Annotated in this window: 16 protein-coding genes; 6 read left to right on the top strand and 10 right to left on the bottom strand. The window is 65.8% G+C overall.

Annotation, left to right across the window (positions count from 1 at the left end):
• Window positions 1-48 precede the first annotated feature (48 nt).
• Both ACCQ08_RS21130 and ACCQ08_RS21135 read right to left on the bottom strand, forming a co-directional pair.
• Window positions 49-2,487 (bottom strand): membrane-bound PQQ-dependent dehydrogenase, glucose/quinate/shikimate family, encoded by a 2,439-nt coding sequence (locus ACCQ08_RS21130; protein WP_373450909.1) that lies wholly within the window; start codon window positions 2,485-2,487, stop codon window positions 49-51.
• 264 nt (window positions 2,488-2,751) lie between these two features.
• Entirely contained in the window at window positions 2,752-3,639 is an 888-nt protein-coding gene (locus tag ACCQ08_RS21135) for a LysR family transcriptional regulator (protein WP_312461794.1), read from the bottom strand.
• Between the two features lie 93 nt (window positions 3,640-3,732).
• Between ACCQ08_RS21135 and ACCQ08_RS21140 the strand changes: the two genes are divergently transcribed.
• The 5 genes from ACCQ08_RS21140 to ACCQ08_RS21160 are packed head-to-tail and all read left to right on the top strand — an operon-like array spanning window position 3,733 to window position 7,637.
• Window positions 3,733-4,620, top strand: a complete 888-nt coding sequence (locus ACCQ08_RS21140; RefSeq protein ID WP_373450910.1) for an amidohydrolase — start codon at window positions 3,733-3,735, stop codon at window positions 4,618-4,620.
• 20 nt (window positions 4,621-4,640) lie between these two features.
• Window positions 4,641-5,474 (top strand): SDR family oxidoreductase, encoded by an 834-nt coding sequence (locus ACCQ08_RS21145; RefSeq protein ID WP_312461796.1) that lies wholly within the window; start codon window positions 4,641-4,643, stop codon window positions 5,472-5,474.
• Between the two features lie 25 nt (window positions 5,475-5,499).
• Window positions 5,500-6,486: a Bug family tripartite tricarboxylate transporter substrate binding protein gene (locus tag ACCQ08_RS21150; RefSeq protein ID WP_373450911.1), complete on the top strand. Its 987-nt coding sequence runs from the start codon at window positions 5,500-5,502 to the stop codon at window positions 6,484-6,486.
• Between the two features lie 15 nt (window positions 6,487-6,501).
• Entirely contained in the window at window positions 6,502-7,020 is a 519-nt protein-coding gene (locus tag ACCQ08_RS21155) for a carboxymuconolactone decarboxylase family protein (protein ID WP_373450912.1), read from the top strand.
• A complete protein-coding gene (locus ACCQ08_RS21160) occupies window positions 7,020-7,637 on the top strand; it encodes a hypothetical protein (RefSeq protein ID WP_373450913.1) in 618 nt (205 codons plus the stop codon). The genes ACCQ08_RS21155 and ACCQ08_RS21160 overlap by 1 nt, the downstream gene beginning before the upstream one ends.
• Here the strand turns inward: ACCQ08_RS21160 and ACCQ08_RS21165 are convergent.
• The 4 genes from ACCQ08_RS21165 to leuS form a co-directional block, all read right to left on the bottom strand.
• Window positions 7,634-8,029: a VOC family protein gene (locus tag ACCQ08_RS21165; RefSeq protein ID WP_373450922.1), complete on the bottom strand. Its 396-nt coding sequence runs from the start codon at window positions 8,027-8,029 to the stop codon at window positions 7,634-7,636. The two genes, ACCQ08_RS21160 and ACCQ08_RS21165, sit on opposite strands and share 4 nt — an antisense overlap.
• Before the next feature lie 103 nt (window positions 8,030-8,132).
• Complete coding sequence (gene holA, locus ACCQ08_RS21170; RefSeq protein WP_239810390.1) at window positions 8,133-9,185, bottom strand: DNA polymerase III subunit delta; 1,053 nt, start codon at window positions 9,183-9,185, stop codon at window positions 8,133-8,135.
• 40 nt (window positions 9,186-9,225) lie between these two features.
• Window positions 9,226-9,738, bottom strand: a complete 513-nt coding sequence (gene lptE / locus ACCQ08_RS21175; protein ID WP_239810391.1) for an LPS assembly lipoprotein LptE — start codon at window positions 9,736-9,738, stop codon at window positions 9,226-9,228.
• Window positions 9,739-9,743: 5 nt separating this feature from the next.
• On the bottom strand, window positions 9,744-12,443 hold the full coding sequence (leuS, locus tag ACCQ08_RS21180) for a leucine--tRNA ligase (protein ID WP_373450914.1): 2,700 nt from the start codon (window positions 12,441-12,443) through the stop codon (window positions 9,744-9,746).
• Window positions 12,444-12,737: 294 nt separating this feature from the next.
• Here leuS and ACCQ08_RS21185 point away from each other — a divergent pair, with 294 nt between their 5' ends.
• The gene (locus tag ACCQ08_RS21185) at window positions 12,738-13,964 is read left to right on the top strand and encodes a mechanosensitive ion channel family protein (protein ID WP_373450923.1); all 1,227 of its coding nucleotides are present in this window, start codon (window positions 12,738-12,740) and stop codon (window positions 13,962-13,964) included.
• Between the two features lie 13 nt (window positions 13,965-13,977).
• Here the strand turns inward: ACCQ08_RS21185 and ACCQ08_RS21190 are convergent, their stop codons facing one another.
• The 4 genes from ACCQ08_RS21190 to ACCQ08_RS21205 all read right to left on the bottom strand — a co-directional run bounded on the left by ACCQ08_RS21190 (window position 13,978) and on the right by ACCQ08_RS21205 (window position 18,189).
• Complete coding sequence (locus tag ACCQ08_RS21190; RefSeq protein ID WP_373450915.1) at window positions 13,978-15,807, bottom strand: GDYXXLXY domain-containing protein; 1,830 nt, start codon at window positions 15,805-15,807, stop codon at window positions 13,978-13,980.
• Window positions 15,807-16,808, bottom strand: coding sequence for a DUF2157 domain-containing protein (locus ACCQ08_RS21195; protein WP_369461270.1), 1,002 nt, complete (start codon window positions 16,806-16,808; stop codon window positions 15,807-15,809). Before ACCQ08_RS21195 ends, ACCQ08_RS21190 begins: the two co-directional genes overlap by 1 nt.
• 191 nt (window positions 16,809-16,999) lie before the next feature.
• On the bottom strand, window positions 17,000-17,428 hold the full coding sequence (locus ACCQ08_RS21200; protein ID WP_239810396.1) for a biopolymer transporter ExbD: 429 nt from the start codon (window positions 17,426-17,428) through the stop codon (window positions 17,000-17,002).
• 26 nt (window positions 17,429-17,454) lie between these two features.
• On the bottom strand, window positions 17,455-18,189 hold the full coding sequence (locus tag ACCQ08_RS21205) for a MotA/TolQ/ExbB proton channel family protein (protein WP_312417522.1): 735 nt from the start codon (window positions 18,187-18,189) through the stop codon (window positions 17,455-17,457).
• Window positions 18,190-18,199 lie beyond the last annotated feature (10 nt).

The following is an 18,199-nucleotide window of genomic DNA, read 5'->3' on the forward strand; positions in this document are numbered from 1 at the left end:
GCAGGCCATAGCGCTTTTCGGGTCAGGGGCAGGGCAACCCCTGCGTGCTTACCGGGCCTTGTCAGGCAAGGCGTAGGCGATCACGTAGTCGCCACGGTCGGGCGACTGGCGCGCGCCGCCGGCGGAGATCAGCACATACTGCTTGCCGGTTTTGGGCGATTGGTAGGTCATCGGGCCGCCCTGGCTGCCCACCGGCAGGCGGCTTTTCCAGATCTCCTGGCCGTTGGCGGTGTTCCAGGCGCGCAGGTAGTAATCCTGCGTGCCGGCAAAGAACACCAGGCCGCCCTGGGTCGACAGGCTGCCGCCCAGGGTGGGCAGGCCGACTGGCAACGGCAGGCGCATCTTGATGCCCAGCGGGCCGGTGTCCTGTACGGTGCCCACCGGCACTTGCCAGACCACCTGCTGGGTCTGCATGTCGATGGCCGAGAGCGTGCCGAAAGGCGGCTTCTGGCAGGGGATGCCCAGCGGTGACATGAAGCGGTCCTTGATCACCGCATAGGGCGTGCCGCCCAGCGGCACCTGGCCCATGCCGGTGTTGGGCTGCTCGCCGCCGTCGGACAGCGTGGCCTTGGGCTTTTGCGGCATCATCTGCACCCACAGGCCCAGGCGCATGTCGTTCACAAAGATCAGGTGGTTGTTCGGATCGGCCGAGATACCGCCCCAGTTCATGCCGCCCAGCGATCCGGGGAAGCTCAGCGATACATCGGTGGACGGTGCCGTGAACAGGCCTTCATAGCGCATCGATTTGAACTTGATGCGGCAGACGAGCTGGTCCAGCGGCGTGGCACCCCACATGTCGGCTTCGGTCAGGGTCTGGGTGCCAATCTGCGGCATGCCGACGGACACGCGCTGGGTCGCCGCGTATTTTTCGCCAGGGATGCCTGCGGGCTTGACCGGCACATCGTCCACCTGGGTCAGCGGCTGGCCGCTTTGGCGGTCCAGCACAAAGATCTGGCCGGCCTTGGTGCCCACGACCAGCGCGGGCGTGGTGCTGCCATCTTTTGCCGGGAAGTCGATCAGCGTCGGGGCCATCGGAATATCAAAATCCCAAAGATCGTTGTGCACGGTCTGGTAGACCCATTTCTCATGGCCGTTGGCGGCATCGAGCGCCAGGATGGACGCACCGTACTTCAGATCGGCTGCAGAGCGGGGCACGCCATACAGATCGACCGAGGGCGAGCCCATCGGCAGGTAGACGGTGTTGGAGCTCGGATCGTAGGTGGTACCGGCCCACACATTGGCGGATGAGCGTGTGTAGGTGGCGCCAGGGGCCAGCACCTCGTTGGGCGTGTTGGAGCCCGCATCAAAGGCCCAGCGCAGCGCGCCGGTCATCACGTCAACGCCACGGATGACGCCGCCGGGCATATCGACCTGCACGTTGTCGGCGACACGGCCGCCGATCACGATGGTGGTGCCGGCCACGGTGGGGGCCGAGGTGAGGGTGTAGTAAGCGGGGTTGGCAATGGTGCCCAGGCCTCGCTTCAGATCGACAATGCCCTGGTTGCCAAATCCGGCGCAGAGCTCGCCGTTGTCGGCGTTGATGGCAAACAGGCGCGCGTCGATGGTGTTCATCACAATGCGGCGCTGGCACTGGTCGCCAGCGGGCAGCACAACGGGCTGCACGGGCGACGAGCCCGCTACCTGCGGCACCGGCAGCGGCGCATTGGCATCAAAGTAGGCCAGGCCCCGGCAGCGTTCCCAGACACCGCCCACATGCGAGTTGGTGTCGTGGCGCCACAGCTGCTTGCCGGTATCGGCATCCAGCGCAATCACGTTGTTGCTGGGCGTGCAGACAAACACCTTGTCACCCACTTGCAGCGGCGTGGTCTGGTCTTCGGCACCGGCGCCGGTGGATTGGGGCACATCGCCGGTGCGGAAGGTCCAGGCCACTTGCAGCTGGTTGACGTTGTCCACATTGATCTGGTCCAGCGCCGCAAAGCGGTCATTGTTCGTGCTGTTGCCATAGTGGCTCCAGTCCTTTTGCGCGCTGGCGGCATCCACCGGCTTGCGGCTGATGGTGGCCTGGTTCTGCACCTCGGGGTGGATCTGGAACATGGAGGCAAAGCTCACCAGGCCCACGAGCAGCAGCACGCCTGCCAAAGCCAGCGGGCCCTTGTTGCCGCGAGCGCGCGGAGCGCCGCCTTGCAGCAGCGGCAGGCAGGCGCTGACCACCGCTGCGCCAAAGGTCATCGCCAGCAGGCGCGAGACCAGGCTCCAGTAGTCCAGGCCCACCTCGGCCAGGGCCCACAGCACGGTGGCCGCAAAGGTGGCCAGGTAGAGCCAGCCGCCCGAGCGGCGGCCGCGCAGCACCTGCACACCCGACAGCAGCAGGCCCAGGCCCGCCAGCAAAAAGTACCAGCTGCCGCCCAGGCTGATGAGTTTGCCGCCGCCGACCAGGAAGGCCAGGCCGGCCATGGCCAGCACTGCGCCCAGCACGCCGAGCAGCAGGCGCACGGCCAGTGACGGTTCACGCGCTTGTTGTGTCATATCGATCCTCGAATCTGTCTTGGGCCTGGCAGGCGCAGGGGCCCTCTGCACAAGGCCAGGAATAGGCGCTGTGCAGAGGGCCCTGAGCAGTCGCTGCTACAGACCTTGTCTTGTGTGAGAAAAAATGTCCATTGTGGTGAGAAATAAAGTCCATCGCTGCCTGGTGTGTACCGGACATTTCAAAAATTTCTGAAATCAATAGCTGCTGAGCCGCCCCGGGCGGGCGCAGAAGCCAGCAAGAAGGGCGCTGAAACGGCGAGGTATTCAGGCGCTGAAGTGCTGCTTCATCAGTGGCTTCAGAATCCCGTGCACGGCCTTGACCAGGCGGTTGTGCGGCCGCGCTGCCGGCGTGGCCAGCACGATGCGGTTGCGGATCACCGGATGGCTGACCTGGGCGGTGAACACCGGCGCGCTGCCCGGCCAGGTCTTGACGGCGCTGGCGGGGACGACCGAGCAGCCCACATTGCGCGCGACCAGGGACAACACCATCTTGATGGAATCGACCTCGGCCACGATGCGCAGCGGCAGCTGCTGGTCCTCCACCGCATCGTCAAAAATCATGCGCAGCGCCTGCGGGCGGCTGGGCAGCACCAGCGGGTAATCCACCAGCTGGGCGACCTTGACCCGCTCGGGCAACGGCCGGGTGCTGATCAGCACCAGCGGTTCGCGCGTCAGCGGCTCGGTCAACAGCTGCGGCGTGGGGCTGGGGTCAAACAGCACGGCCACATCGAGGCGGTCGGCCAGCAGCCATTCGCGCAGCCGAATGCTCAGGCTCTCTTCGACAATGATCGAGGCATCGGGGCAGGCCTGCAAAAACTGCTGCACCACATCGGGTGTGATCAGGCTGGCCACCAGCGGCGGCAAACCCAGCCGTACCTTGCCGCGCGGGCTTTGCAGGCGGTTGGCCATGTCGGCCTTGGCGGCATCCACGGCCGCGCTGATGCTGCGCCCATGGGCCAGCATGGCTTTGCCCGATTCGGTCAGCCGCACGCCCCGGCCATGGCGCTCGAGCAGCGGCTGGCCCAGCTCGGCCTCCAGCAGCTGCACCTGGCGGCTCAAGGTTGGCTGGCTCAGGTTCAGCGCCGCAGCGGCCTTGCTGTAGCTTTGGGCCTGGGCCACCGCCATGAAGTACTGCAAGCGCACAAAATCCATGCATCATCTCTATATCTGATATTTGGATTTTATAGGTGATCAAGAAGTTGGCAGTTCCACAATGCGCCCAAGACGACTCTTTGATGGCCTTGCATGAACGCCCCGACTCCCGACCTCCAGCAGCCCGTACAGACCTATATGCTGGCGCCCTCGCGCCCCAGCCTGGTGCTGCCCGCCGGCAGCTGCGACAGCCATGTGCATGTGTTTGGACCGGTGCATGCCTTTCCCTATGCAGCGCAACGCAGTTTCACCCCTGCCGATGCCGGCAAGGACACCTTGTTCGCGCTGCACCGCCATCTGGGCATCAGCCGCTGCGTGATCGTGCAATCGGCCTGCCATGGCTATGACAACCGCGTGGTCGAGGATGCGATTGCCCACGGAGGCGGCCGCTACCTGGGTGTGGCGCTGGTGCCGCTGTCGGTTACGCATGCCGAGCTGCAGCGCCTGGCGGTGGCCGGCTTTCGGGCGATCCGCTTCAACTTCATGAAGCACCTGAACACCGGCGCCTCGGTCGAGGACGTGGTGGCCTTGACGCCGATGCTGGCCGAGCTGGGCATGCATCTGCAGATCCATTTTGAGAGCGCACTGGTCCACAGCCTGGGCCCTGTGCTGCAGCAATCGGCCTGCCCGGTGGTGATCGACCACATGGGCCGCGTCGATGCTACGCTGGGCCGCGAAGGGGCCGATTTCCAGGCACTGCTGCGGCTTCTGGAGCAGCCGCTGTTTTACGTCAAGGTCAGCGGTATCGACCGTATCGATGCGACACCGCCTTACCAGCACGGCATTGCGCGTGCGCAGGAGCTGGTGGCCCATGTGCCCGACCGCGTGCTCTGGGGCAGTGACTGGCCCCACCCCAACCACACCCATGTGCCCGATGACGGCATGCTGGTCGATGCGCTGGCGCAGTTCAGCCCCAACCCGGCGCATCTGCAGGCCTTGCTGGTGGACAACCCCCAGCGCCTCTACCGCTTTGCTGTCTGAAAAATTCGCGAGGAACCAGCATGCCGATTTTTGATGCCCACACCCCCGTCAACCCGCAAGGCCGTCTGGCCGGCAAGGTGGTCTACATCACCGGCGCCGGGGCCGCAGGCGCCGGCTGGGGCAATGGCCGCGCCACCGCGATCCGCTTTGCGCAGGAAGGCGCGCTGGTGTTTGGCGTGGACCGCAATGCCGAGGCGCTGCGCGAGACCGAAGACAGCATCCGCAGCGCCGGCGGCCAGTTTGTGGCGGGCCACTGCGATGTGATGGACCCGGCGTCGATCGCGGCATCGGTGCAGGCCTGCCAGGCGGCGCTCGGGCGCATCGATGTGCTGGTCAACAACGTGGGCGGCTCGGCCAAGGGCGGACCCGTGGAGATGGACGAAGCGGTCTGGGATGCCCAGCTGGACTACAACCTCAAAAGCGTGTTTCTGTGCTGCAAGGCGGTGCTGCCGCTGATGCAGGCGCAGGGCGCGGGCAGCATCGTCAATATCTCATCGACCTCGGGCATGCGCTGGACCGGCGCGGCGCAGATTGCCTATGCATCGAGCAAGGCGGCGGTGATCCAGTTTTCCAAGGTGCTGGCCGTGCAGTACGCGCCGCACCGCATCCGCGTGAACACCGTCGTGCCCGGCCAGTTGCACACGCCCATGGTCGAGACCCGCTTGGCCGGCCAGCGCGCGGGGGGCGATGTCGAGGCGTTGCTGGCCCAGCGCCAGGCGCGCATTCCGCTGCCCTTCATGGGTGATGGCCGCGACACCGCCAATGCGGCGCTGTTTCTGGCCTGTGACGAATCGCGCTTTGTGACGGGCACCGAGATTGTGGTGGACGGCGGTATGACCGTGCGCTGCGGATAAAGCAAGACTGATCAAGGAGACAACCATGCGATTCCAAGCCTTTCCCTCGGCCCGCCAGTGGCTGCATGCCGCCATGCTGGGCGCCGCGCTGGGCTGCGCCAGCAGCGCGATGGCGCAAAGCGATATGACACGCCTCTTGGTGGCCTTTCCGCCAGGCGGCCCGGTGGACTTCATTGCGCGCAGCATGTCGCAGCAGCTGGCCAAGGAACTGGGCCACCCGGTGATTGTGGAAAACAAGCCCGGCGCCAACGGCGCGATTGCCGCGGACAGCGTGATCCGCTCGGCACCCGACGGCAAGACCCTGTGGCTCACCAGCGTGGGCGCGGTGGCCATCAACCCCGCGCTCTACCCCAAGCTCAACTACAAGCCCGCCAGCGATCTGGTGCCCGTCTCGCTGGTGGTCAACAATGTGGAGATCATGGTGGTCAACGCGCAGACCAGCTTCAAGGACGGCAAGGACTTTGTGCAGGCTGCCAGCCAGCGCAAGGACAAGCCGATGACGATGGCGTCCTCGGGCACCGGCAGCGTGCCGCATCTGGCGGCCATCCAGCTCAATGAATCGGCCGGCCTGAACCTGATGCATGTGCCCTACAAGGGCGCGGCCCCCGCCATCACCGATCTGATGGCCGGCCATGTCGATGGCTTTTTTGGTGATATTCCCGGCCTGGTGGGCGCCATCGACAGCGGCAAGTTCCGGCCCGTGGGCATTGCTGCTGCCAAGCGCAGCGCCCGCTATCCGAATGTGCCCACGTTCGACGAGCTGGGCTACAAGGGTGTGGATTCGAACAACTGGTATGCGGTGTTTGCACCCAAGGGCACCAGCGCCCAGGTAGCGGCCAGCCTGAGCCGCGCCATCCATGCGGCCTTGCATGCGCCCGATGTGCAGCGCAAGATCGAGGCCTCCGGTGCCGAGGTGGTGGGCTCCAGCCCCGAGGCGCTGGCCCAGCAGCTGGCGACCGACACCGAGAAGTGGACGGCCATCATCCGCCGCAACCGCATCACCCCCGATTGAGATGGAAAGACCGACATGCGCATAGAAGCGATTGAGCCAGGCACCCGCAGTGCCCTGGCGGAGTTGGAGCAACAGATCCAGGCCGAGCGTGGCCGCATCTCGCCGCTCTACCAGGTGCTGCTGCACAGCCCCGCCATTGCCAAGGGCTGGGAGCAGATGCTCTCTGCGGTACGCAACTACAGCAGCATCGATGCCGGGCTGCGCGAGCTGATCATCCTGCGGGTAGCCATGCTCAACCAGGCCGCCTATGAGTTCGATGCCCATGTGCCGCATGCGCTCAAGGCCGGCGTGACCCAGGCTGCCATCGATGCGACGCGCGACACCGGCACCGCTGCCAGCCCGGCCTGGGATGACCTGCAGCAACTGGCCATTGCGGTGACCGATGCGCTGACCCGCGATCTGCAGGTGCCCGAGCCGCTGTTTGCCCAGGTGGCTGCGCGCTTCAGTGCGCAGGAGCAGGTGGAGCTGTTTGCCACCATCGGCGCCTACAACATGGTGTCGCGCTTCTTGAACGCCTTTGAGATTGGCCACTGATGTCCACACCCGCCATCGACAGCCTGCTGCTGCGCTGCACGCCAGTGGCGCATGCAACTGCCACCACGCTGGCGCAGACCGCCCTGGCGCTGCTGCGCCAGGACTTGGCCGATCTGCGTTTGCTACGTGTGGCCCAGCAGCCGCAAGGCACCGCCTATCTGTACTTTGCACTTGGCAGCCCGCAGCCGCTGAGCGCTGATCAAACAGTGCAGGCCGAGCGCCGTTTGCAGAATGCGGGCATCGCCGGCCTGGCGGCTTGCGAGCTATCGCGCCTGCAACTGGTGATGCACTGCACCGGCCCCGCCCTGGGCGAGGCCACACCCGTGCACTATGCCGTCGAAATGGACCCCGAGAGCGGCTGGCAGGACGAGCTGTTTGCCTGGTATGACCAGGAGCATCTGCCCGGTCTGGCCAGCGTGGCGGGCACCGCACAGGCCTTTCGTTACCTGAACCTGGACCATGGCCCGCTGTCGCTGGCCTGCTATGACCTGGTCGATGCGGAGGTGATGGGCTGCCCGGCTTGGCTGGCGGTACGGGGGACAGAGTGGAGCGCGCGGGTGCGGCCGCATTTCACGAATACACGGCGTACGATGTTTGATACGCAGGCGCTGCCTTAGGAGGCCGCCACCGGCGAGCACAGCTCCACCAGGCTGCCATCCGGGCAGCGCACATAGGCCACCACCTGGCCCCAGGGCTTGGTGGTCGGTGCAGCCAATGCCGTTGCGCCGGCGGCCAGTGCACGTTCGTAGGCCGCAGCGACATCGCCGCTGACCAGTGCAATCTCCACACCCAGCGGTTGGGCCGATTCAGAGGCTGCCACATGGCCGCCGCTGAAATTGGCATGGCCCAGCGCGTGGTCGGCAAAGGCCAAGGTGGTGGCGCCCGTGTCCAGCTCGCCATAGCTGCCCGACGGGTGCAGAAAACGGGTGGCCAGGCCAAAGGCCTGTGAGAAAAAAGCCAGCGATGCCGCAACATCGGGCACGTAGATGATGGTGTAACCGAACTGCAGTGCTTGCATGGCGAATGCCTTATGGAGAACAGATGCTGAAACCTGCGCCAGCTGGCCATGCAGCGCTGGATGCGTGCATGAAGGCAAGCTTTGCAGAGGACTGTTAGCGGCTGCTGCAGGCCTTGCAGGTCTGCAAGGCCAGGCGGTGCAGTGCCTGCCAGCCATTGGCCGGCCACTCGGGCACCTTCAGCCCCTTGACGATGCCATCGACCGCATGGGCCGAGTGCAGCAGGCGGGCGACGGTGGCATCGCTGATGCGGGGCAGCACGCGCTCGAAATGGCGCTCCTTGTTGCCCCAGACGCGGTTCTCGCGCAGGGCCATCGGCATGGGTCGGCCATTGCGCAGCGCGTCCTTGACCCGTTTCATCGCGCGGATGTCTTCGGCCAGCGCCCAGTGCACCAGCACCTCGGCCTCACCTTCGGCCTGCAGGCCGTTGAGCATGCGCTCGGTGCGCAGCACCTGGCCGGACAGCACGGCATCCGAGAGCTTGAACACGTCATAGCGGGCAACGTTCAGCACCGCCTGCTCGACCTGTTCAAAGCCGAGCTCGCCCGCCGGGTAGAGCAGGCCGAGCTTTTGAATTTCCTGGTGGGCGGCGAGCAGGTTGCCCTCGACCCGGTCGGCAAAAAAGGCCAGGGTGCGCTGGCCTTCTTCACCGGCTTTGACATGCTGCTTTTGCTGCTGCAGGCGCTGGGCGATCCAGGCAGGCAGTGCGGCCCGCTCGATGCTGTCGATCTGCACGGTGACGCCATGCGACTCCAGCGCGGCAAACCAGGCACCGGTCCTGGTGGCCTTGTCCAGGCGCGGCAGCACCACAATAGTCAGGGTGCTGTCATTGTCCACGCTGCTGCTGACCAGCTGCTGCAGCGCCGTGCTGCCTTCCTTGCCGGGCTTGCCGCTGGGGATGCGCACTTCGATGATCTGCTTGTCGGCAAACAGGCTCAGGCTGCCACCGGCTGCCAGCACCGCGCTCCAGTCGAAATGGGCACCGGCGACGGTAAAGCTGCTGCGCTCGGTATAGCCGTTGGCGCGCGCGCTGGCGCGGATGGCATCCACGGCCTCTTGCACCAGCAGGGGCTCGTCGCCATGCACGGTGTACAGAGACCGCAGCCCCTTGCCCAGCTGGGCACTCAACTGATTCAACGGCACTTGCATGCTTGGTGGCGCTTCCCGGGCTGCGGGGCCGCAGCGCTTGTCATTCGGTAGGGGTGACGGACTTGACGATGGCCAGGCGGCGCACGATCTGCTGAACGATGTCGGTCTGCATGTTGCGGTAGAGCATTTCCTCTTCGTTGGCCTTGGACAGCGCGTAGGTTTCCAGGTAGCTGATTTCGCGGTACTGCATCAGCTCGGAATCGGGCACATAGAGCCCGCCCTTGGCATCACGCACCCGAAAGCGCGTGATCAGGCGGATCTGCAGCTCGCGCACCTCGCCGGCCGCATTGCGCGAGACGACGACGCGCTCGCGGCGCTGGCCCAGGTCATCGAAGATGGCCTCGGCCTGCGTGGCCTGGGTCGGGTCGCGCAGCACCTGCAGGCTGCCGGCAGCCTCCAGGTGGCGTTGCAGTTCTTTGAGGAAGGCCGAATTGGCGCTGCCGTTCAAATACAGCGATTTGAAGGCGAAATCCACCGATCCGCGCAGTTTGAAGCCGCATGCCGCCAGCAGCGGCACGCTTGCCAGGGCAGTAAGCAGCGTGCGTTTTTGCATGGCGCTTAGACTACCACGTTCACCAGGCGGCCCGGCACGATGATGACTTTCTTGGGCACCGCGCCATTGGCGATTTTCTGGAAGTCTTCATTGGCCAGAGCAGCGGCTTCAATCGTGGCCTTGTCGGCACCGGCGGCCACGACGATCGAGCCGCGCAGCTTGCCGTTGACCTGCAGCATCAGCTCGATTTCGTCCTGCACCAGCGCCTGGGCATCGACCTCGGGCCAGGCGGCATCCAGCAGGCCCCCGAAGGCCTGCTGGTAGCCCAGCGCATCCCACAGCACCTGCGTCAGGTGAGGGGTGGCCGGGTAGAGCGCACGCAGCAAAATGCCAAAGCCCTCGACCAGCGCAGCACGGCCGCCTTCGCTGTCCACGGCCTTGAAGTCTTCCAGCGCGTTGATCATCTTCATCGCGCCCGACACCACGGTGTTGTACTGCATGCGGCTGTAGTCATAGGCCACCTGCTTGAGCACGGTGTGGATCTCCAGGCGCAGCGCCTTGGCTTCCTTGCCAAAGGCGGCACTGGCAGCGTTGGCTGCCTGGGCGCGGGCAGCATCGAACTCAGCCGCATGCAGCTTGCTGCCGAAGTTGTAGACCCGGCGCAGGAAGCGGTAGCTGCCTTCGACGGCCGACTCGTTCCACTCCAGGGTCAGCTCGGGCGGCGCGGTGAACATCGTGTAGAGGCGCGCGGTGTCGGCGCCGTACTTTTCGATCAGGTCCTGCGGATCGACACCGTTGTTCTTGGACTTGGACATGGTGCCCACGCCCTCGTAGTCGATCGCGGTGCCTTCAGGCAGCAGGCCATCGGCGCTGTCCACGGCAACCTTGAGCTTGGCGCCCACGGCCTTGCCGGTCTCGTCAAACACCTGCTCCACATCCTTGGGCCAGAAGTATTCCTTGCCGCCCTTGGCGGTGCGGCGGCTGTAGATGTGGTTGAGCACCATGCCCTGGGTCAGCAGCTTGGTGAAGGGCTCGTCGACCTTGACCAGGCCCAGGTCACGCATGACCTTGGTCCAGAAGCGGGCGTACAGCAAGTGCAGGATCGCATGCTCGATGCCGCCGATGTACTGGTCCATCGGCATCCAGTAGTCAGCGCCGTCGGCCACCATCTTCTCGCTGTTCTTGGCATCGCAATAGCGCATGAAGTACCAGGACGAATCCACGAAGGTGTCCATGGTGTCGGTCTCGCGGCGGGCAGGCTTGCCGCAGCAAGGGCAGACCACGCCAGCGTGGAAGGCTTCGCTCTTGATCAGCGGGTTGCCGGAGCCATCGGGCACCAGGTCTTGCGGCAGCACGACCGGCAGGTCCTTCTCAGGCACCGGTTGGGCACCGCAGTCTTCGCAATGGATGATCGGGATCGGCGTGCCCCAGTAGCGCTGGCGGCTCACGCCCCAATCGCGCAGGCGCCAGGTGGTCTTGAGTTCGCCCAGGCCCTTGGCTTCGAGCGCCTTGGCCACCGCTTGCACGCCTTCCTTGTAGTGCAGGCCATCAAAGGCGCCCGATTCGATGAGGACGCCGCGATCCTTGTCGCCATACCAGTCATGCCACTGCTGCTTGTCGTAGGGGCCTTCGCCTTCCACGGCGACCACCTGGCGGATCGGCAGGCCGTATTTGTTGGCAAACGCAAAGTCGCGCTCGTCGTGGGCGGGCACGCCCATCACGGCGCCGTCGCCATAGCTCATCAGCACATAGTTGCCGATCCAGACCTCGACCTGCGCGCCGGTGATCGGGTGGGTGACGAACAGGCCCGTGGGCTTGCCTTCCTTTTCCTTGACGGCGAGTTCGGCCTCGGTGGTGCCGCCCTTCTTGCATTCTTCGATGAAGGCGGCCAGCTCGGGGTTGGTGGCGGCGGCATGCAGGGCCAGCGGGTGCTCAGGCGCCACGGCGCAGAAGGTCACGCCCATGATGGTGTCGGCACGCGTCGTGAAGACATACATCTTGCCGTCGCCGATCAAGCTGCCGTCGGCGTTCTTCACGTCATGCGTGAACGCAAAGCGCACGCCGGCGCTCTTGCCGATCCAGTTTTCCTGCATCAGGCGCACCTTGTCGGGCCAGCCGGTCAAGGTTGCCTTGTCGTTGCCCATTTGCACATGGTCCAGCAGCTCTTGCGCGTACTGGGTGATGGCCAGGTAGTAGCCCGGGATCTCGCGCTTTTCCACCAGCGCGCCGGTGCGCCAGCCACGGCCGTCGATCACCTGCTCATTGGCCAGCACGGTCTGGTCCACCGGGTCCCAGTTCACGGTCTGGGTCTTGCGGTAGGCGATGCCCTTTTCCAGCATCTTCAGGAACAGCCACTGGTTCCACTTGTAGTAGTCGGGGTCGCAGGTGGCGACCTCGCGGCTCCAGTCGATGGCCAGACCCATCGCCTGCATCTGCTTTTTCATGTAGGCGATGTTGTCGTAGGTCCACTGCGCAGGCGGCACGCTGTTCTTGATCGCGGCGTTCTCTGCGGGCAGACCAAAAGCATCCCAGCCCATTGGCATCAGCACGTTGTAGCCCTGCATGCGCAGCTGGCGCGTCAGCATGTCGTTGATCGTGTAGTTGCGCACATGGCCCATGTGCAGCTTGCCGCTGGGGTAGGGCAGCATCGAGCAGGCGTAGAACTTTTTCTTGCCCGCGTCCTCGGACACGCGGTAGGCATCTTGGGCTTGCCACTGGCTTTGCGCGGCGGCTTCTACGTCGGAGTGGTTGTATTTTTCTTGCATGGAACTGGTCAGGAAAAAGCGGCCGCCCACGGGCTTTCCGGGGCGAGGTCAATTGGGCAAAGATTGTAGGCCCATCGCCATAGCCCGTGGATCGCGAGTGCCGCACGCTCGGGTGCGGTTATCCAGTGCATGTAAAAATAAATGGCTACCTCTTTATCGATAGCCAATTCTGTGATGGCGGCGCGCCCTTGGCCGTGCCGGCTGCATCCCCCATTTCCACCCGATTCATCCTCCCCCTCTTTGAAAGGACCTTGCCTCGTGACCTGGGAAACCCTGGAAAAATTTGAACCCTGGATGCAAACGGCCGCCGGACTGGCGGCCTTGGTGTTGCTGGCCTATGCGCTGCGCCTGGTGGTGCGTCTGGCCCTGCTGCAGATCGTGCCGCGCTTTCGCGCCAGCCTGGGCGCGGTCTGGCTGCGTACCTTGCTCGACAACCGCATCCTCGTGCGCGTGGCGCAGATCGTGCCCTCGCTGGTCGTTCAGACGGGGATTGCCGCCGTGCCGCACCTGCCGGTCATTGCCAGCACGGTGATCCGCAATGTGGCCATTGCCGTGACGGCGCTGCAGGTGGCGCGCCTGCTCTGCGCGATCATGGACAGCATCCAGGAGGCCAATGAGAGCCAGCTGGAGGCCGAACAAAGCACACGCTCGGTCAAAAGCTATGTGCAGCTGGGCAAGATGCTGGTGATGGTGGTCGCGGGCATCGTGATGGTGGCCACGTTGATCGACCGCTCGCCGCTGATTCTGCTCAGCGGCCTGGGTGCCATGTCGGCGGTGCTGATGCTGGTGTTCAAGGACACGATCCTGTCGTTCACTGCCGGTGTGCAGCTGGCCAGCAATGACATCCTGCGCGTGGGCGACTGGCTGGAGATGAACCAGGTCGGCGCCGATGGCGCCGTGGTGGACATGGCGCTCAACACCGTCAAGGTGCGCAACTGGGACAACACCATCACCACCATCCCCACCTGGCGTTTGATGAGCGACAGCTTCAAGAACTGGCGCGGCATGTCGGAATCGGGCGGCCGCCGCATCAAGCGGCCCCTGTGCATCGACACCACCTCGGTGCGCTTTCTGACCCGTGCCGAAATCGCCGAGCTGAGCCATATCGCGCTGCTGCGCCCTTACCTGGAAAGCAAGGTCGCCGAGATCACCGCGTACAACCAGGATTTTTCCGCCAAGGCCCCGGACATGGCCGACGAGATCGTCAACCTGCGCCAGCTCACCAATATCGGCACCTACCGCGCCTACTGCAATGCCTACCTGCAGGCCCACCCCAAACTGCGCAAGGACATGACCTTGATGGCCCGCGCCATGGAGCCGACCAACCAGGGCTCGCCGCTGGAGATATACGCCTTTACCGACACCACCGCCTGGCTGGAATACGAGGCCATCCAGGGCGATATCTTTGACCACCTGATTGCCATCCTGCCGGAGTTCGGCCTGCGCGTGTTCCAGGTGCCCTCGGGCAATGACATGCAGGTGGCGCTGCGCCAGCACGAGGTGCAGGCCCTGCAGCGCTGAGCCTGCCTGTTGCCTAGCGGCGCGTGCCCTGGGCCGGGGCTGGCGCCGGAGACGGCACGTTCGCTACCGCTGCTGGCGGCGGCTCCGGCGCCACGGCCACCGGCTCGTCGGGCTCTGGCACCGGCGCTTCGCTGGCTGCGCTGGTCGCTTCCGGGCTGTGGATGCCCAATGGGCTTTCCCAGATCGAGCGGCCGGGCAGCGGCAGCACCGGCTGGCCATCGCCATCTGCCAGGCCCACCAGCAGCGCGCGGCCATCGGGCAGCACCCGGAAGTCGCCATAGCGGGTCTGCTCAAAATGGCGGCCCTGCCCTTCGGGGAAGAAATAGGCATCGGTCACCAGCACCCACTGGCCCTTGAGGCGTTTGAGCGGCAGGGCCAGTTCGCCTTTTTGCAAGGTGTCGGTAGCGGTCAGCAAGCCCTGGATGGTGGCCACGCCCTGGTCGTCAATGCTGGCACGCACCAGCTGGCGGGGGCTGACGATGTTCTGGAGCTTTTCACGCATGTCAAAGGGCAGTGCAAAGTTCAGCGCCATATAGTCGCCCTGCATCAAGGAGCGGGGGTCCACCGGGACCAGCGGCACCAGAATGCGCTGGCCATGGGCAATGACCTGCTCCTTGCCGCGCACATCCCAGTTCACGATGCCCAGCGCCAGCACCGCGCCCACGGCCAGACCCACCCATTGCAGACGGCGCTGTGGCGCTGCTGGCGGCGCGCCTGCGCTTGCATGTGCATCGGCTGCGCGGCGCAACGCCCACAGACAGGCCAGCAGCAGCACGCCAACCAGCGCCAGGCCCAGGCCCTTGGCGGCCAGCGACCAGCCCAGGTGGTAGTAGAACTGGGCCAGCGCGACCAGCGCCAGCAGCGCGCAGAGCACCGCAATGCGCCAGCGCGCCGCCAGCAGGGCACCCGCTGCCACCAGGCTGACGACGGCCAGACCGGGGCTGAACCACGCGGCCAGCGCCAGCATGGCACCGGCCAGCAGCAGGCTGTGCTCGCCCTGGCGGTTGGTGGTGCCTCGGGCGCGCCATTGCCGCGCCAGCATCCAGGTCGCCAGCGCCACCACCACGACGGCCAGTGCGCGCCCGGCAGGGAAGGCCCAGGGGATAAAGTCGCCACGCTGTTCCCAGAAGACCGCCCGGGCTACATAGTCGGAGGCGACATGGCTGATCAGCACACCGACGATGGCCGCATCGGCAAAGGCCGCCCAGCGTGGCTGGGACCAGCGCTGCGCCGCTTGGGCCAGGCGGGCGGGCTCGGCACGCAGCCACAGGCACCAGAGCAGGGCGGGCAGCAGTGCATCGAGCTGCAGCGGCAACATCGCTGGCAGCCAGGACTGCAGCGCCATCAGGCTGACCACCACGGCCATGCCCCAGCCCAGGCCCATCAGCGACTGGATCCAGCGCATCTGCGCCAGCGCGGCGCCGAGCATCAGCACCAGCGCCGATAGCGTGCCAATCAGCAGCATGCCCAGGCGCGAGTCGGCGACATCGCCCAGGTTGACCAGTACCAGCAGCCCGCCTGCGCACCAGAGCACGAGCGCCACGCAGTTGACGAAGGCCTGGCGCGACTGGTGCATCAAGCCACCGGCTGCGGCCAGCAACACCAGGCCCAGCACGACGCCGCCGGTGCCGAACACAAAGCGCTCGCCCAGCGCAAATGCCAAAAACACCGCCAGCGGCACCAGGCTGGCCAGTGCGCCCAGCATGGCCAGTGCCAGCACCAGGACGGGCGGCTCCTCCAGATCCGGGGCCGGCGCATCGCCTTGCACCAGGCCTTGCTGGCGGGCCTGGGCCCACCAGCTGGGTTGGGTACGCAGAAAGGACAAAGGACGGATGGCAGCCATCACAGCACCTCCTGGTGGTCGCGTTGCTGGGCGTGCAGGTAGTGCTGCGCGGTGATCAGGGCCTTGACCGAGATGCCCAGGCAGACCATCACGATGACGGCAAAGGCAAGCAGGGCTTCGGTCTCATGCCACTCGAATATCCAGCGGGCGATGAGCGACAGCACCAGGACATTGGCCGCCAACGTGGCCAGGCAGGTGCAGATGAAGTCGCGAAAACGGCTGAACAGCGACACCAGCAGGCTGCCAGCCACCAAGGCAGCACTGAGTGCAAAGGCCGCCACGGTCTGGCGTGTGGCGTCGTCAAACAGTTGCACGGTGGCAATCGCCGACCAGGCCGCCAGTGCGCCGCCCAGCGCCAGGCGTTGCGACCACCAGCCCATGCCGCCACGCACCCGCAAGGCCGGCACGCAGTACACCAGCAGCGGTACCAGCGCCAACGCCAGCCAGAGCGCCAGGCGCAGCATCAGCTGCGCAAAGCTGTCGCGGTCGGCGACCAGCACCTGCCAGAGGTCGAGCTTGCCGGTCCAAAAGACAATGGCCGCGGCGGCGATCAGCACCCAGACGGACCAGAGCAGATCGCTGGCGGCCAGTGCCACCCAGACCAGCGCCAGCGCAGCCCAGGCGGCAAACAGCTGCCAGGCATCGGCGCCGGTCTGGTAGGTCTGGCCGACATAGGCCAGCAGACCGCCCAGCACCAGGGTGGCGCAGAACATCGCGGCCAGCCGCAGGCGTGGCCACAGGCAGGCGGCCAGCACGGACAGCGCCAGCGTGCCTTCGATCAGCCCCAGCTTGAACCAGTGCGACTGCGCCTGCCAGTTGGCCGCCACCCAGAAGATCAGCCCGCTGGCGACCAGCAATGCGGCGACCAGCAGCAAGCCGGTGCGGATCTTGCGGGCCAGATCGGCGGGCGCACCGGCCGAGACGGCCAATGCATACAGCGGCGCCATGCGCGGGTCACCGGGCGCCGACTGGGCATTGACCTGGTAGAGGGTGGAGTCCATCCGTGTGTTCCTCGTTGGTGGGCCATCGCATGCTGGTGCAGCAAGGGCCTGGGTGCCACCGCCCCATGCGGACGGCACAGGCAGCAATATAACCAAACGGGTACGGACCTGGCCATGCGCCCGGTCAGGTAGCTTCAAACGATACTGTCAGGCCCAGCCAAACGCGACCGGGCGGGGCTGGGCACAGGGGCTCAGCGCGCTGCGGGCGCCTGCGGTTGGGCCACAAAGCCCATGCGGCTCAGGCCCGCGGTTTGCGCCGCATCCATCAGCTCGACGGCGCGGGCATAGGGCAGGCTCTGGTCGATGGACAGCTGCACCTCGGTCTGCGGATTGCGTTCGGCCTGCTGCTTGAGCAGGTCCTTGAGGGCGTCCATATCAGTAGCCTTGCCATCGGCAAACAACTCGCCCTGGGCATTGATCTGCACCGCAATCGCGGCGGGCGGGTTAGCCCGCGTGGCGCTGGCGGCCGGGGGCAGGTCCAGGCGAATCGAGGCGGCCAGCAATGGGGCAGCCATGATGAAGATGACCAGCAGCACCAGCATCACATCGACCAGCGGCGTCACATTGATCGCGCTGATCGGCGGGCTGGCCGGGGTTTTGTTGAAGCGACCGAATGCCATGGTGCAATAGCTGGGTTGGCGGCGGCTCAGCGGCTGCCCACCAGCGCAATGGCGTCCACGGTGTTGTGGGCCTGCATGCCGGCGTAGGCCTGCGGCGCCTGGGCCGCCTGCTGCAAGGCCCAGGTCTGCATGTCGTGGGCAAAGCCTTCGAGCAGCTCCTCGACCTGCGCGAGCTTGCGGCCCAGCAGGTTGTAGGCCAGCACGGCCGGCAAGGCGACGGCCAGTCCGGCGGCGGTCATCACCAGCGCCTCGCCCACAGGGCCGGCCAGCTGCTCCAGGCTGACATGGTCTGCACCGGCCAATGCCGCCAGTGCCTGGTGGATGCCCCAGACCGTGCCGAGCAAACCGACAAACGGGGCCGTGGCACCGATGGAGGCCAGTACCGTCTGCCCCCATTGCAGCCGGTGGCTGGCGCCATGCAGCGCCTCGCGCAGCACGCGGGTGGTTTGCACCTGGGCGCCGCTGGCCACAGCCAGGCTGTGGTGGGCGGCGGGCTCGGCTGCCACAATGTGCGCAATGGCATCGGCCACCGGCGTCAGCAAGGCGGCGCGGTCCATCTTGGGCAGCTCCAGGCGTGCCTGCTCCCAACTGCTGGCCTGCCAGAAGGCGTCAGTGGCGCGCAAGGTGGCACCATGGGCGCGGCCCAGCCACCAGGCCTTGTAGAGAATCAGCACCCAGCTGGCGACGGACATCAGCAACAAGACCAGGGCCGTGGCCCGGGCGACGCCGTCTGCTTGCGAGAGCCATTGCCAGATCGTCATGGTTGGCCGT

This window comes from Comamonas sp. SY3, from assembly GCF_041730275.1.
Taxonomy (GTDB): Bacteria; Pseudomonadota; Gammaproteobacteria; order Burkholderiales; family Burkholderiaceae_C; genus Comamonas; species Comamonas sediminis.

What these genes read in the sequence shown, in the direction of transcription:
- ACCQ08_RS21185 (WP_373450923.1), top strand. Translation starts at nt 12,738, where the DNA reads ATGCAAACGGCCGCCGGACTGGCGGCCTTGGTGTTGCTGGCCTATGCG.
- ACCQ08_RS21160 (WP_373450913.1), top strand. Translation starts at nt 7,020, where the DNA reads ATGTCCACACCCGCCATCGACAGCCTGCTGCTGCGCTGCACGCCAGTG.
- ACCQ08_RS21130 (WP_373450909.1), bottom strand. Translation starts at nt 2,487, where the DNA reads ATGACACAACAAGCGCGTGAACCGTCACTGGCCGTGCGCCTGCTGCTC.
- ACCQ08_RS21140 (WP_373450910.1), top strand. Translation starts at nt 3,733, where the DNA reads ATGAACGCCCCGACTCCCGACCTCCAGCAGCCCGTACAGACCTATATG.
- ACCQ08_RS21200 (WP_239810396.1), bottom strand. Translation starts at nt 17,428, where the DNA reads ATGGCATTCGGTCGCTTCAACAAAACCCCGGCCAGCCCGCCGATCAGC.
- leuS (WP_373450914.1), bottom strand. Translation starts at nt 12,443, where the DNA reads ATGCAAGAAAAATACAACCACTCCGACGTAGAAGCCGCCGCGCAAAGC.
- ACCQ08_RS21150 (WP_373450911.1), top strand. Translation starts at nt 5,500, where the DNA reads ATGCGATTCCAAGCCTTTCCCTCGGCCCGCCAGTGGCTGCATGCCGCC.
- holA (WP_239810390.1), bottom strand. Translation starts at nt 9,185, where the DNA reads ATGCAAGTGCCGTTGAATCAGTTGAGTGCCCAGCTGGGCAAGGGGCTG.
- ACCQ08_RS21155 (WP_373450912.1), top strand. Translation starts at nt 6,502, where the DNA reads ATGCGCATAGAAGCGATTGAGCCAGGCACCCGCAGTGCCCTGGCGGAG.
- ACCQ08_RS21135 (WP_312461794.1), bottom strand. Translation starts at nt 3,639, where the DNA reads ATGGATTTTGTGCGCTTGCAGTACTTCATGGCGGTGGCCCAGGCCCAA.
- ACCQ08_RS21145 (WP_312461796.1), top strand. Translation starts at nt 4,641, where the DNA reads ATGCCGATTTTTGATGCCCACACCCCCGTCAACCCGCAAGGCCGTCTG.
- ACCQ08_RS21195 (WP_369461270.1), bottom strand. Translation starts at nt 16,808, where the DNA reads ATGGACTCCACCCTCTACCAGGTCAATGCCCAGTCGGCGCCCGGTGAC.
- lptE (WP_239810391.1), bottom strand. Translation starts at nt 9,738, where the DNA reads ATGCAAAAACGCACGCTGCTTACTGCCCTGGCAAGCGTGCCGCTGCTG.
- ACCQ08_RS21205 (WP_312417522.1), bottom strand. Translation starts at nt 18,189, where the DNA reads ATGACGATCTGGCAATGGCTCTCGCAAGCAGACGGCGTCGCCCGGGCC.
- ACCQ08_RS21190 (WP_373450915.1), bottom strand. Translation starts at nt 15,807, where the DNA reads ATGGCTGCCATCCGTCCTTTGTCCTTTCTGCGTACCCAACCCAGCTGG.